This is a genomic window from Arcicella sp. GW821-FHT09D11, from assembly GCF_059416265.1.
The window spans coordinates 285,618-301,326 of sequence record NZ_JBWKOV010000002.1 but is presented as its reverse complement, the minus strand read 5'-3'; the positions used below and the strand labels follow the sequence as shown (position 1 = coordinate 301,326).

Below are 15,709 nucleotides of genomic sequence, written 5' to 3'. Positions count from 1 at the left end.
ATTTTACCACAAATGTAGCTACCGATATTTAGCCTCTACGAGGCTTTTTTGTTAAACTATACTATTCTAGGAAAAATTGGAGATAGCTTCTATTTGATAATAATACTCAGCCAGCTATTTCGTTCAACGCTTTTACAAACACATCCAACTCCTGCGTAGTAATATACAAATGTGGGGTTACTCTTACACCCATCACATTCGCTTTTTGATTAGCAATCGCCACCGTGAAGATTTTGTATTTATCAAAAAGAAGCTTTGATAATTCAGGAGGAGTTTTCCCTTTTACGCCCACATTGGCAATAGCACAACTACGGGTATTTTCTTTAGGAGTATTGAGTATGATATTCGGATTGTCTCGTACTTTATCTGTCCAATATTTTTGAAGGAATCTTAAACGAGCTTCCTTTCGTTGAATACCAATTTTCTGATGAAATTTAATAGCATCCTGAATGGCTAAGTCTGTAGCAACAGGTACGGTCCCTGTGTGATTCAGTTTACGAATATCGTCATCGGCAAAATTCATATCTCCATACAATTGCCAAATCTGTTTTATTTTATCTTTCCTGACATAAAGAATCCCTGCCCCTAACGGATTTCCAAGCCATTTATGCAAACTACTACCATAATAATCGCAACCCCCAAGGTCTGCAATTTTAAAATCTAAATGACCAAAAGCATGAGCACCATCTACCATCACTTCTACTCCATGACGATGTGCCATCTCTACAATTTTCTTAACAGGTAAAATCTGTCCTGTAATATTAATTAAGTGGCAAATCATTAGTAAACGAGTTTTGGGCGTAATAGCTTTTTCATACACCTCCACAATTTCTTCGTCTGATTTTGGATGATTAGGTACTGACACTATTTTATTCACCATGCCATATCTACGTGCTTGTAGCTTGAACATATCCAACATCGCTCCATAATCTTGTTCAGCCATAATGGCTTCATCATCTTCTTTCCAATTAAAGCCCGCAATGATAGTATCTAGCGACTCAGTAGTATTCCGTGTAATAATTAGTTCTTCATACGAACAGCCGAGCAAGTCTGCCAATTGTTTTCGAGAAACCAATTTATCATCAAACTGGCGAGTCCGCATATAATAAGATGACACCTTGTTTACATCCCGTATGTGTTGAATATAGCTTTCTAATACTTCATTAGAAGCTAAAGAATAATAGCCATTTTCAAGATGGATAAAATCATGAGTGAAGTTATAGGCTTGTCGGATGTTTAACCAAAAAGCTTCATCTTCGGCTAATTGCTGGGCAGGAATATCACTTTTTTTTGCCAGAAGACTTTCAATATCCAGCATCGAAATAGCCGAAATACCTGTAAATGTTTTTAGGAATTGACGTTTGGAAAGCATGAGTACGGTTTGGAGAAGAAGTATTAAATAGTGTTGCTTTCCTTGAAATTACAGAATAAATAAGACTTTAAAAATGGAATTTTCTGAATTCGGTAAAAAGCATCGTAAATTGCATCAATATTTGATGTAATCTCACGCTGAATGTCTCAAGAATTTCCACCACTTCCTATACTTTTCCAAGACGAACATTTTGTTGCTATTAACAAACCGCATAATTTATTGGTACACCGTTCTTCTATTGCTGCCGATGAAAGTGTTTTTGCGTTACAACTATTACGCGACCAATTGAATTGTTGGGTTAGTCCTTGCCATCGTTTAGACCGCAAGACCTCAGGTGTATTATTATTTGCCCTTTCGGCAGAAGCAGATAAAGAAGTAAAAAAGCAATTTGAAGCCCATAGTATCCAGAAGAAATACTTAGCCTTAGTAAGGGGTTTTTTACCCGAAACGGGTATGACTGACAGACCTTTGGAACGTGAGAAAGGAGGATTTCAAGACGCCATTACCCATTTTAGATGTTTGCAACAAATAGAACTTCAGATTGAAGTAAGTCGCTATCCAACTTCGCGGTATTCTCTAGCAGAGATTTCACCAGAAACAGGTAGAATGCATCAAATTCGCAGGCATTTTGCTCAATTAAGGCATTATTTGATAGGCGATAAAACGTATGGCGAATGTAAACATAATAAAATGTTTGAAGAAAAATTCGATTTACATACCATGCTTTTACATGCACAAGAATTAGTATTCACTCATCCATTTACGCAAGAAAGTACTCGAATCATTGCTCCGATGAACGAAGAGTTTACTCGAATACTTTCTGCCATTGGCATGAATACCAAAGGACTTTAATGCTGATGCATCAAAAGTCCTTCGCTAAATTAAATGCTTCCTTGTACTTCTTGAACAATCGCCTTTAAGCCTGTGTAGTACAAAGTAGTAGTGGCTTCAAAACCCGAATCAGTGCCTAAAATCAACCAAATGTCTCCTTTAGCATCAGTAGTTCCTGTAAGTACTCCTGATTTTCTGATTAATTTATACTCACTTTTCTCAGTACCATTTGCAATGTTTCCAAACACTTTCATGTCGTCGCCACTAGTCGCCTGTTGCATCTTTTTAATGTTCATTTTGTAGTGATTAGAGGTACTATCTATCACTTTTTTAGGCTCGATTGAGGTAAAGCCTAATCCAAAATAAACGCTTTCGCCAGGGGCACCACCCACACCCATTGCATTTGAAGGAGCATTCGAAGCAAATTCTACTTCAAAGCTTATCGAATACTTCTGATTAGCCTTCAAACCAGAGTATTTTCTGGTGATATACATAAACAAATCATCACTATGATTATTGCCCGAAATTCTCAATGCTTTTTTGGTGGTATCCAATGGCATTGGCAACTTAGCCTGAGCAAATTTTAACTCATAGAAATCTTCAGAACCTACTGGATAATCTGCAAAATCTCCTTTCCAACCCTCTATTGAAGTATTAAAATTTTCGCCAATAGTATACGTCGGAATGTAAGGAGTATTCTCCATAGAGCATGAGAATAACAGTGAGGCTACGAATACACTTAAAATGATTTTTTTCATGATTTTTAAAAAGTTTGTTTCAACAATGACCCCACCGTAGTTGTAATAGTTGGAAACATTTATTTTAATTTTTCAATAAAAACACATAAATTGTTGATAATCAATTAAATATATTTTAAAAAATAATATTAATTTATTTTTGCAAGAGTATAGTAAAATTCCAAAACAGGAAATATATTACCTATACGGTTTGTAAAATAAAACCAGTCATTCACCCCAAAAAGCGTTAAAATATTGAATAAACATTCAATATTTTGTTATGCTCAAATACGTTTTTAGTAACGGATAGATTTTCTTTACTCAGATATTTCTCTCATTAACATTTGTTAACTTTTGCTCTTTAATTCTTACTTAAAAAATGCTTTTTGATTTATTTTTTGGGGAGTACTCTCCTAAAATATTGGAAATGACATAAAACATTTCAATAGAATTGCTAAATATTTTTGGTTGTTATCGTTCTGAGTATGAATAAATTCACTAATTTTGCAGTCCCGAAAATGAAGCTAATGGTACTTTCGTTAAGGGAATCAAATCATTTAAACGTACCAATTCGATGAATCAAAAAATCAGAATTAAATTGAAGTCATTTGACCACACTTTGGTGGACAAATCGGCTGAGAAAATCGTGAAAGCGGTTAAAGCTACAGGTGCAGTGGTTTCAGGACCAATTCCTTTGCCTACAAAAATTGAAAAATTCACAGTTTTGCGTTCTCCACACGTTAACAAAAAAGCTCGTGAACAATTCCAATTATGTACTTACAAGCGTCTAATTGATATTTTCTCATCTTCTCCAAAAACAGTTGATGCGTTAATGAAATTAGAGTTGCCTTCAGGTGTTGATGTTGAAATCAAGGTGTAGTTTTCCTTGCTTAGATACATACAAAAAATCCCTTCTAACATTGTTAAAAGGGATTTTTTAGTTTTGGAGCATACTTACTTTTTCAAAATGGCTAATTCTGCCTGCACGAAATCCATCAACGAAGCAATGTGTTCTTTTGAAAAATCAAAAGGAATATTGGCCGCCTCATAAATCTCACGCATTGGTTTGGTATAACCCAATTTCAAAGCATTCAAATATCCTTCCAATCCTTTTTCTGGATTCTCCTTATAGTTTTTCCATACACCAATAGCGCCTAACTGTGCAATACCGTATTCGATATAATAAAAAGGCAATTCAAAAATATGTAATTGACGTTGCCACATCCACGATTTATAATTTTCTAAACCAGACCAATCCGTTATCGAATCAGTAAATTTTTCGTAGATATTTACCCAAGCCTTAGTACGCTCTTCAACCGTATGCGTTGGGTTTTCATAAATCCAGTGTTGGAATTTATCAACCGTTGCTACCCACGGAAGTGTACTGATGATGTCTTCCAAATGTTGAATTTTAGCACGCTTTAACTCCTCCTCGTTATCAAAATACACATTCCAGAAATCCATCGAAATCAGTTCCATCGACATCGAAGCTAATTCTGCTACCTCCGAAGGGAAATTACGGAAAGTATTCAACATCAAATCTTTCGTCACGATAGAATGCACCGCATGGCCGCCCTCATGAAGCATCGTAATTACGTCACGCATCAATGATGAGGCATTCATAAAAATGAACGGAAAGCCTGTTTCTTCTAATGGATAATTATATCCCCCTGGTGCTTTTCCGACTCTTGACTCTAAATCCAAACGCCCCATCTCTTTCATAATGGTTAGGCATTCGCCTAAGAATGGATCTAATTGCGTAAAACATTCAATGGTTTTATTCAATAAATCTTCTCCTCCTTTAAAAGGATGTAACGCTGGGCGCCCTTGTGCATCAACGCCTTTGTCCCAAGGACGTAATTCGCTAACAGCTAAAGCACTTTTTCTTTCCTTCGCTAAATTGTTCAACATCGGAACAAGGGTTTCAGCTACGGCATCATGGAAATTAAAGCAATCGGCAGCCGTATAATCAAAACGCTTTAATGCTGCAAAAGAATAATCACGGTAATTTTCAAACCCTGCATTCAAGGCAATCTGATGACGCAAAGCTGTCAATTTATTAAAAAGCTCGTCCAGCTTCTCGTGGTCTTGAAAGCGGCGTTCTTGTATTTTTCTATAAACAGATTCTCTTAGTGTACGGTCGGCATTTTCCAAGAAAACTCCTGCTTGTTGTAAAGTTTTGGTTTGTCCGTCAAGCTCAACCGTCATCGCTCCTACTATCGCTTGATATTGGCTAGAAAGGTTCTGAATTTCAGTAAACAACGTAATGTTTTCATTTCTGAAAATTTCAGTCGATTTCTTCATTCCCCTAATCGTAATGTCAAAACCTGTATCAGTCAACTCATCCAAAAATGGGCTTTCCAACGTCTTTTTATTCAAAACATCGTCGTATTCAGCCAAATGAGGTTGTATTTCAGTAACAAAATCGTCAAAATTTGCTTTGATTTCTTTGTCGCCCGTATCACAAGTCATTTTGATATAACGCCAAGCAAAGTTTTCAGAAAGATAGCTTTCTAATTCAGAACGGTCAGTGAAAAACTTACGTAAATCTTCTGCACTATTAATAGTACGTTCTACTAAATTATCAAATAAAGGTTTTACACTTTCCCAAGTGCTTAATTGAAAATCTGCCGTTAAAAATTTACGGATTGGTGGATTAATGTTTATGGATTTTGTCATTTTATTTTAATCAAAGAAGTAGGTAGCTATTTATCAGATTTCAAGCTACTCGTATGTTAAATTTTGTTTATCAAAAGTAATAGAACTTTGTTTCATTGCCCTAATCTTAAGCAAAAATCACCTGAAAAATGTAAATTGCATAAAAATGCCATTTAAACAACTCCTACGTTCGGTAAAAATTCATGTCACTCACCAAAGAACAAGTCCTTAAGCAATACTACGGCTACAATGCCTTCAGACCATTACAATCAGATATTATTGACTGGGTCCTTTATGGGCAAGATGCAATGGTGTTGATGCCAACGGGCGGGGGAAAATCATTATGTTTTCAGATTCCAGCCTTGATGATGCAAGGGTTAACCTTGGTGATTTCGCCATTAATTGCCTTAATGCACGACCAAGTGCAGGCCTTAAAGGCTAATGGTATTGCGGCGGAGTATGTCAATTCATCCCTAACTACCCAAGAACAAAGCAATATAGAACGCCAATGTAGAAATGGCGAGCTAAAACTATTATATATTTCTCCAGAGAAACTCTTTACACAAGGATATTTAGAATGGGTAGTTTCGTTAAATATTAGCCTGTTTGCCATTGACGAATCGCACTGTGTTTCTACATGGGGGCATGACTTCAGACCAGAATACACTAAACTGAACGTCTTAAAAAAAGCGTTACCAAACGTACCGATGATTGCTTTAACAGCCACTGCCGACAAAGTGACCCGTAAAGACATATTATCTCAATTGGGCATTCCCGATGCAAAAGTTTTCATTTCTTCTTTTGATAGACCCAACCTTTCGCTTGCTGTACAAGCAGGAAGGAATCGTGTTAAAATTATCCAAAACTTTATTGCAGAACATCCTAGACAATGTGGTATCATTTACTGTCTGAGTAGAAAAAACACTGAATCCGTAGCCGAAGCCTTACAAAAAGTAGGCATTAACGCTAAGTGTTATCATGCAGGAATGCCTGCCAATGAACGTTCTAGAGTGCAAAATCAATTTATTCAAGATGACATTCAGGTAATAGTAGCCACTATCGCTTTTGGAATGGGTATTGATAAATCGAATGTGCGTTGGGTAATCCATTATTCGATGCCATCAAATGTAGAAAGTTTTTATCAGGAAATTGGTCGTGCTGGGCGTGATGGACTAAAGTCGGATACCTTACTTTTCTATTCTTATAATGACTTATTAGTCAGGAAAGATATGATTGCTACGTCGGAATTGCCTGCTGAAATGAAAGAAGTGCAAGTAGCCAAAGTAGAACGGATGAAACAATATGCCGAAGCTGAAATTTGTAGACGACGTATCCTTTTGAGCTATTTTAACGAAGAGGTTACAACCGATTGTGGTAATTGTGATGTTTGTAAAAACCCTCCGATTAGGTTTGATGCTACATTAATAGCCCAAAAAGCTCTTTCGGCCATTGCTCGTACTGGTGAAAACATTGCTATGAGTATGTTGATTGATATTCTGAGAGGGGCGAACAACAGAAGAATTATCGAACATAAATACCATGAAATCAAAACTTTTGGGGTAGGGAAAGAGTTAAAAGCGGATGAGTGGGCAGACTATTTACAACAAATGCTGAATTCGGGTGTCATGGATATTGCTTATGACGAAGCCCATGCTTATAAGCTCAATAAGGCATCGTGGGCTATCTTAAAGGAAGGCAGAAAAGTACAATTGGTGCGTTATAGACCCTTTGAAGAAAAACAAGCCGAACGCGAAGCCAATATACCAAAAGAGAAAAGCAAAAAAGAAGTTATTAAAGATGCCCTGTTTGAGCGTTTGAGAGTGCTAAGAAAACAAATAGCGGATGATAGAAATATTCCGCCTTTTGTGGTTTTCTCAGATGCTACGCTATCAGATATGGCACAGAAAAAACCTCTTACTCAGTTAGAAATCATGAATGTTTCGGGAGTAGGTGAACAGAAATATCGACAATTTGGAGAGGCTTTCTTACTTGAAATTAGAAATTTTCTGAAAACTGTTCCAAAAGGTAGCCAGGCTACAGGCATCGATACCCATCATTATACTTTCCAGTTGTACAAAGAAGGTTTTTCGATAGAAGAAATTGCAGAACAACGAAATTTGAACCCTGTTACTATTTTTTCACATCTTGCCAAATTGTATGAAGATGGAGAAAACATTGATATTTCAGCCTTTATTACTCCCACTGAATATGAACAAATTATGGGAGCAGCCAAAGTAATGAACGTAAAAAAAGGCGACCCTGTAAAACCTTTATTTGAAGCGATGGATGCAAAATATGAATATCATAAAATAAGAATAGCGCTTTTAATGGCAGAAAAGGTAAAATAAAAAAGCTATTATCAAGATATTTTTATAAAAAGTAAAACTTTAATGTTATTTTGTATAATTATTGTCACTACACACATTTTTAACAAAAAAAATGCTAAATTTCATAGTCATTTATCAAAGCTATGTAATCTCCTATAACCTCATAAATTCAGTACAAAATAATTAATTTATAAACTTCAAAGTTCCATTTGGCACTCAATTTTAGCGTTTCTAAAAGTCTAAATGGATTTTAGTTTTAATCCTAAGCTAACTTCTTTTTTCCCAATAACACACAAGCATATTGAATAAACAAAAACCATATATAAGTATCATTATTTAGTACCATTAACCATTTTTTAAATTCATTAAAAAGTGTGATTTAATAACTTCAACCTACACGCTTTATGATAAACAAATATTAAACTTTTATAAAGTTTAATATTTTGGAAAATTTTATGTTTTATATATCCCAACTAGCGGGTTGAAGCAAAAACCTTTGATTGTGTAAAAAATTAATATGGAAGAAATAGAAAAGCTCAAGCGTCAAATAGAGCTAGAAAAACAAGCTCATCAAGAAACTGAGAATATCTTGGAAAAGAAGGCTTTGGAACTCTACCAGACCACTGAAAAATTACAAATACTTAACCAAAGCCTTGAGCAACAAGTAAAAACTACTGTTGGTGAATTACAAAAAACAGAGAAAAGATATCGTCATTTAATAGAGTCTGTTCAGGATATTATTTACAAAGTATCTGTGGATGGCTACTTTACCTATGTTAATCCAGTTGTAAAAGAAAGATTAGGCTTTTCTGAAGATGAAATTATCGGCCAACATTTTACTACTTTAGTTTTACCAGCGTATCAAGAATCCCTTATTAATTTCTATACGGAAATGGTTCAGAATAAGGAAGAAAGTACTTATAATGAATTTCCTATAAAATCAAAATCTGGTCAAATAGTGTGGATTGGTCAGAACGTAAGACGCATTGAAAACGACGACGACTCTATTGAATTAGTAGCCGTTGCGCGAGATATTACAGAACGAAAAACAACTGAAGATACCCTGAGAGCTACGCAAGCTCGGTTTGGAAATTTGATTTCAAACCTACAAAAAGGCGTTTTGGTAGAAGATGAACACCATACCATCATTTTAACCAATCAATTGTTTTGCGATTTGTTCGAAATCACTAAAGCACCTAATGACCTTGTGGGAATTAATTGCTTTACGCTGATAGATGATGTAAAAAAACTTTTCAAAAATCCTGAAGAATTTGTTGTTAGAGTCGAAGAGATTTTAAATAAAAGAGAAATTGTAATAGACGAACAAATTGAGTTAGTAGATGGCCGAATCGTAGAAAGAAACTATATTCCTATCTTTCTTGAAGGGCAATACAAAGGGCATTTATTCAATTATTCTGACGTAACTGATAAATATTTAGCTCATGAACAACTTCGTAAAAGTGAAGAAAAGTATAGAGGTATTTTAGATAATATGGAGTTGGGTTTATTGGAAGTTGACAATAACCATACAATCCTAAGAGCCTACGACCGTTTCTGCGAAATGTTGGGCTATACCAATGAAGAACTTGTTGGGCAAAATGCCAAAGAATTGTTTTTGCCAGAAGCTGAAACAGAAATTGTTGACGAGCGTCAAGAAGAAAGAGAAAAAGGAGAAGCAAGTTCGTATGAATTATCGTTAATTAAGAAAGACGGAACGCCTATCTGGGTATTAATTAGCGGTGCGCCTATTATGGATGAACATGGAGACGTAGTAGCCTCTATGGGTATTCATTACGACATTACTGCTAGAAAACTCCTTGAACAAGAACTAGCAAAAGCGAAAGTAATCGCAGAGGAAGCTAGACAAGCTGAAAAGCAATTCTTGGCAAATATGAGCCATGAAATTCGTACGCCTCTGAATGCTATTATTGGTATGACCCATTTGATGTTTGATACACGTCCAACAAATGAGCAATTTGAATACTTGGATATCTTGAAAACATCAGCTGATTTTTTACACAGTCTTATCTCAGATTTATTAGACATGGCAAAAATAGAAGCAGGACGAATAGAGATACACAAGCATCCTTTTGAATTGGTTGGGTTACTCCGTACTATTCAAAGGGTTTTCCAGATAAAACTTGATAGTAGCCCTGTAGAAATTAATCTATTGACAGATGTAAAAATAAGTGGCAATTATTTAGGAGACGATTTACTACTCAACCAAATATTGTTGAATATCATAGGCAATGCTGAAAAGTTTACAGAACAAGGCAGTATTGATATCATGGTGAAACTTCAAAGGGAGGAATTAGACACTTGTTGGATTGAATTCAAGATTTCAGATACAGGGATTGGTATTCCTGAAAATAAATTAGATTTAATCTTCCAGAAATTCAAACAAGTAGATTCTGAACAAGGACATAAACACAAAGGAACAGGTTTGGGGCTAGCCATTACTAAACAGCTAGTAGAACTACAAGGCGGAACCATCGTGGTAAGAAGTAGAGAAGGAGAAGGAACTACTTTTATCGTCACGCTACCTTTCCAAAAGGCTAAAACTGAAGTTGTAAAAAATAATCATGTCATTCAAGAAGCAAACAGTAACCTAGAGTCGTGTAAGGTACTCGTTGCTGAAGACAATGCCATGAATCAAAAATACATTAGTAGCTTATTGAGCAAATGGCATTTTACTTACACCATTGCTTCCGATGGTAAAAAAGCTGTCGAGAAGGCTAGGAAAGAACGTTTTGATATTATCTTGATGGATATCCAAATGCCAAATATGGATGGATATGAAGCGACGATTAAGATTCGTAACACTGAAAATATTAATCAAAACACGCCTATTATTGCCCTAACGGCTTCGGCAATGCTTGATCAAAAAAATAAAGCATTTGAAGTAGGCATGAATAATTTCGTGACTAAGCCTTTTTCTCCAAATCACTTATTGAGTGTCATTCAGAATTATGTAAATACAAAATCTGAATATGCTGTGCTTGTACCAGAAGAGTCATCTACTAGTGCTAGTAATAATGATTATACCCACGGCATTGTTCTTGACAAGGAACGCTTAGATGATCTTTACGGAGATGACAAAGAATATGCAGCTGATATTTTTCAGACATTTTTAGAAGATGTACTGCCAGATTTCAATGAATTTCCGAGTTTAATTCATGAACAAAAGTGGGAAGATTTAAGAAAACTTACGCATAAATTAAAGCCAACATTAGGCATGGTTGGATTAACTGAGCTAGAGAAGTATTTGCTTGTTATGGAAAAGAAAATCAAAGAAAATCCAGAATACGAAGGAATCTTGGCTCATTGGAATGCTTTTCAAATTAAATTAAGTGAAGGAATCCCTGTATTGAAAGCCGAATTAAGTAAGCTTCAAGCAGCTTTATAAAACACTCTTTACATAAAAAAGGCGCTTAATGAAAATTCATTAAGCGCCTTTTTTTATGTAATAATAATGACTATCTATAACTATATTTCGCAATCTTCTGGAAAAGCTCATTAGGGTTGAATGGTTTGGTAACATAGTCATTCATTCCCACTAAAAATGCCCTGTCCTGATTGTTCAGCGTAGCTGAAGCCGTCAATGCAATAATTGGTATATCCGTGTCAGACTCTCTGATTCTGGCTGTTGCAGAATATCCATCTAATACTGGCATCTGAATATCCATTAATATTAAATCGTACTTTCCTTTTTGATACTTATCTATCGCAAGTTGTCCATTCTCAGCTACATCAATCACAATTTGCCAACGTTCTAAGAATTTAGTCGCTACTTTGATATTCATCGGATAATCCTCAACCAAAAGCACCCTTACTCCTTTTAAGGTATGTTCGTTAAGCAATTCATTATGTCCTTCACTCGATACTTTTGCTCTTAGCTCAGTACCTATTTCTAATTCTAACGTGAAATAAAATGTTGAACCTTTGCCCTCTGCACTTTGAAGATTAATATCACTGCCGTGTAATTGCAACAAGCTTCTTGTAATTACTAAGCCAAGACCAGTACCACCAAACTGACGCGTAGTTTCAGAATTAGCTTGCGTAAATTTATCAAAAATCATTGCTTGCTTTTCCTCTGGAATACCTATCCCCGTATCAGTAATAGAAATATCCAGCGTTACATGTGTTGCTGTTCTTCTTTGCTGAGCAAGTTCTACTGTTATGCTTCCATTTTTAGTAAACTTAACGGCATTCGATACTAAGTTTGTGATGATTTGTCCTAAACGTAAGGCATCTCCGACTACGACATTAGGTACATCATCATCAATCATTAATTTTATCTTATTTCCTTTTTCCTCAGCCTTAATCTGATTGGCTTTTTTGATGTTTGATATCAATTGTTTAATATCAAAAGGAACATTTTCAAGCTCAACTTTGCCAGCTTCAATCTTACTAAAATCTAAGATATCGTTGATAAGTACGTGTAAATTATTCGTCGAGAATTGAAGTATTTTTAAATTTTCAGCCAACGATTCCGATACTTCTTCTTGTTGCATCAAATAAGTAAGCCCTACGATAGCATTCAAAGGAGTACGAATCTCATGGCTCATCATTGAAAGAAATTCTGATTTTGCCTGTGTAGCAGCCTCTGCCTCTTCTTTCGAGCGGATAAGATCAAATTCAAGTTGCTTACGATTATCAATTTGAATTTTTAAGAAATCCATCAATTCCAGTAGATTATCAGGATCTAAAGATTTTACTTCAGAGCTTTCATTTACTTCTAACGAATAAATAGCTTCAATCAATTTTTCAACAGAAAGGCGTCTTTGTTTTATTTCCTCCTTAAGTTTAGTATTGATTTCAGCATAGTCTCTATCATTCAATAAAGAAGAATGTTCAAATAATTCTTTGTCTCTATCAAAACTAAGATATGAATCATTAACAGCTTTTATAAAGGTCTGGAAGTTTTCATTTTCCAAACATTCGTCTGATAAATGTTTTTTTATTTGCTTGGCAAGTAAGCGATGAAATGTTGTATTATTCATTATAATCAATTTTCAGAAAGTGTGGTTATTGTCATGGTTTGATTATGCAATCCACAACGAGCATTCGGATTGAGAGGTGATATCTCTCCGTATGAATAAAAACCTGTTATAATAGTATCATCACCCATTATTTCACGGGCCGCCTCAACCTCCTCTTCAGTTCTTTGTCCAAGTACTAATTTTCTTCCTACACAGCTTACCAAAATGGCTAATTCTGGAGAATCTTCAAAAGGTTGAATAGAGTCTTGGGCAGCTTTGGCTGAAGCGTCAACTAAACGGTCAAAATTGGCCTTCATAAAACGCACCAAAGAGCCTTTTGGTAATTCACCAGCAAAAGTCATACTCTTCTTTTCTTCATCAATCGAAAGAATTGTTCTTACTACTGGTTCTGAATCTTCGGTTTCACGCATGGATAAAGGAAAAAGAAGCGCAGCCCCAGGAAGCCCCTCTGCATATTTACCTAGGTATTCTTTGTATAAATCTAGTGCGGCTACATCTCCAATTTTGTATAATATATTGTATTCCGACTCTGTTACTTTGCGTTCAGGACCAAAACCATCCCAGCCACCCATGGTTCCATGTCCTAATCTGAGATTTTCACCATAAAGTCCTACGGCAACGATTTTTCCTTCTTGTGGGTCATTGTTGAGACTAACCAATGTTTTTTCAAACCTTGATCCATCACCCGCTAAACCACCAGAAACCAAAATATTTTCATTGATTTTGTGGTTCAAGCTAGCAATCAATTCACTCCCATTTACTTTAGAACCATCTGAAATAATGAAAATGGCTTTTAGGTTGTCTCCTTCTAAGCCAGATGCTATTTTTTCGCCAGCACTTCCGCTTTCATAATGGCTTTGAATATCTATAGCAATACTTTTAACAAGTGTTTTATCGAATTGTATAGCAGTTACGATAATTGAACCATCGTGGACGGAATCTTGATAAATTTCTCCAGAAGTAGAATTAATTACGATATCTGCATTAGGGTATAAATCTTTAAGATATTGATAGGGCTTAACTGTTTCGAGACAAATTCGTTCGCCAAAGGCTAAAACCAAATTTGCATTTGAGGCAACAAAATCATTGCCTTCTGAGATACTTTTCCACTGATTGTTTTTGAATACGCTTTGTTGGATTTTCATTGTAAATTAAGGTTAGGTTTTAATTGATATTATTGATTAAAATATTTTTCTAAACCAATTATTAAATTACGATAGATAACAGCGACACGCCTATCTCAAACCTCTGATTTATAGATAAAAGGGAAAGAATCTCTTATCTAAATTACACAAAAATTTGTCCTTAAATTCAAAGATACTACTATTCTTAAAAAAAAGATATTATGCGTATTTCATATTCAAATAAAATTTAGCAGAAGATATCCTTCATTAATCAAAAAAAGCTTAGCTAAATAATGTTATTTTTAAGTGTATTATTTTTTGACCATGCTAAAAAGACATTTATCAGAAATATTCAACGTTTATTTCAATTACTTACCTCTACAAGCCAATTGATGGGCATAAAAAAAGAGCACCAAACTTTTAAATTTGATGCTCATCTTTTTTATAAAAAAATTCTTAGCCTTTCAACGAATTTCCATACCCTACTATTAATACAGAAATGACAATTGTTAGGATACCTACTAGAATAGTAGACAATGTTTTTTTAGAAACACCTTTCCATTCATTCAATACTAGCCCCCAAGAGTTGGCTACTAAAATGATAAATGCCATGTGAAGTATCCAAGAGCTTGGTCCATTACCTAGCTTGCTTTCGCCCATACCATAGAAAAAGAATTGTAAAAACCATGTAGTACCTGCTACTGCACAGAAAACATAGTTTTTCAATAAAGGCGTCTGAGCATTGGTATAATCTCCAAAAGATTTATTTTTGAAGTTTAAGTAAACACACCAGATTAAGTTGGTGGTTAAGCCTCCCCAAAGAATAACTACATATACCACATTGTTACGATACAAAAACTCGCCTTGTCCAGGGTTGTTTGTTACCCAAATTTCATTGGCAATGTTAGACATTGCTGACCCTGCTTCAATACCAAAACTAAAACAAGCACTCAATATCCCTGAAATGATTGAAAAGGTAAGCCCTTTTACAATATCAAATTCTTGATTTTCAGCATTTACTTGTCCTACTAAATCTTTATCTTTTCTGCTACCAGCTTTTCCACAAATCACAATACCTAGTACACAAACGGCTAAGCCAAGCAATACCATTTGTCCCCAGCTAGTAGAAATTAAATCGTAGATAGTATCTTTTCCAGCGGTTTTATTAAAGTAGTAATAGATAGAGGGAATAATTGAACCAAATACAGAGCAAAGCCCTAGAATAATTGAACTACCTAATGATATACCCAAATATCTTACCCCTAGACCATAAGTTAATCCGCCAATTCCCCACAAAACGCCCATCGTGTATGTCCAAAATAAAACACTGCCTTCGCTACCAGCAATAATCGAAGAAAAATCTGGAATGGTAAGGTAAGCTGCTAAAGGTGGTACTACTAACCAAGAGAAAACCCCTCCTACTATCCAATAACTCTCCCATGACCACCCTCTAACTTTTTTATAAGGAATATAAAAACTCCCAGATGCAAAGCCACCAATAAAGTGAAAAATAACGCCCAAAATTGCTCCCATAATCAATTATTTTTGAATTTAACTACGTAAACACTCCATTAAAAGGCCATTGTGTTTACAGTTTTATAAGAAAAAAGTATTTTTAATTATTCAGTGGATATCAAGAATTACTACAAATCATATT

Annotated in this window: 10 protein-coding genes; 4 read left to right on the top strand and 6 right to left on the bottom strand. The window is 35.2% G+C overall.

Going from position 1 to position 15,709, the window contains the following annotated elements; all coding sequences use genetic code 11:
- Positions 1–106: 106 nt before the first annotated feature.
- Positions 107–1,372, bottom strand: coding sequence for an aminotransferase class V-fold PLP-dependent enzyme (locus AC07N0_RS06530; protein WP_494588562.1), 1,266 nt, complete (start codon positions 1,370–1,372; stop codon positions 107–109).
- A gap of 141 nt (positions 1,373–1,513) precedes the next feature.
- Between AC07N0_RS06530 and AC07N0_RS06525 the strand changes: the two genes are divergently transcribed.
- Positions 1,514–2,224, top strand: a complete 711-nt coding sequence (locus AC07N0_RS06525) for a pseudouridine synthase (RefSeq protein WP_494588561.1) — start codon at positions 1,514–1,516, stop codon at positions 2,222–2,224.
- A 29-nt stretch (positions 2,225–2,253) separates the two neighbouring features.
- Here the strand turns inward: AC07N0_RS06525 and AC07N0_RS06520 are convergent, their stop codons facing one another.
- Entirely contained in the window at positions 2,254–2,961 is a 708-nt protein-coding gene (locus AC07N0_RS06520; protein ID WP_494588560.1) for a hypothetical protein, read from the bottom strand.
- Positions 2,962–3,514: 553 nt separating this feature from the next.
- On the opposite strand from AC07N0_RS06520, the gene rpsJ reads away from it, so the two are divergent.
- Complete coding sequence (gene rpsJ, locus AC07N0_RS06515; RefSeq protein ID WP_184135098.1) at positions 3,515–3,820, top strand: 30S ribosomal protein S10; 306 nt, start codon at positions 3,515–3,517, stop codon at positions 3,818–3,820.
- Between the two features lie 74 nt (positions 3,821–3,894).
- On the opposite strand, the gene AC07N0_RS06510 is transcribed toward rpsJ, so the two are convergent.
- Complete coding sequence (locus AC07N0_RS06510; protein ID WP_494588559.1) at positions 3,895–5,619, bottom strand: M3 family oligoendopeptidase; 1,725 nt, start codon at positions 5,617–5,619, stop codon at positions 3,895–3,897.
- 182 nt (positions 5,620–5,801) lie between these two features.
- Between AC07N0_RS06510 and recQ the strand changes: the two genes are divergently transcribed.
- Positions 5,802–7,946, top strand: a complete 2,145-nt coding sequence (gene recQ, locus AC07N0_RS06505; RefSeq protein WP_494588558.1) for a DNA helicase RecQ — start codon at positions 5,802–5,804, stop codon at positions 7,944–7,946.
- A gap of 496 nt (positions 7,947–8,442) precedes the next feature.
- On the top strand, positions 8,443–11,331 hold the full coding sequence (locus AC07N0_RS06500; protein ID WP_494588557.1) for a PAS domain S-box protein: 2,889 nt from the start codon (positions 8,443–8,445) through the stop codon (positions 11,329–11,331).
- A 70-nt stretch (positions 11,332–11,401) separates the two neighbouring features.
- Here AC07N0_RS06500 and AC07N0_RS06495 read toward each other — a convergent pair whose 3' ends face one another.
- The 3 genes from AC07N0_RS06495 to rhaT all read right to left on the bottom strand — a co-directional run bounded on the left by AC07N0_RS06495 (position 11,402) and on the right by rhaT (position 15,585).
- On the bottom strand, positions 11,402–12,928 hold the full coding sequence (locus AC07N0_RS06495; protein ID WP_492801630.1) for a response regulator: 1,527 nt from the start codon (positions 12,926–12,928) through the stop codon (positions 11,402–11,404).
- Positions 12,929–12,933: 5 nt separating this feature from the next.
- Entirely contained in the window at positions 12,934–14,073 is a 1,140-nt protein-coding gene (locus AC07N0_RS06490; RefSeq protein WP_492801628.1) for an FIST signal transduction protein, read from the bottom strand.
- Positions 14,074–14,508: 435 nt separating this feature from the next.
- Positions 14,509–15,585, bottom strand: a complete 1,077-nt coding sequence (gene rhaT / locus AC07N0_RS06485) for an L-rhamnose/proton symporter RhaT (RefSeq protein WP_492801627.1) — start codon at positions 15,583–15,585, stop codon at positions 14,509–14,511.
- Positions 15,586–15,709 lie beyond the last annotated feature (124 nt).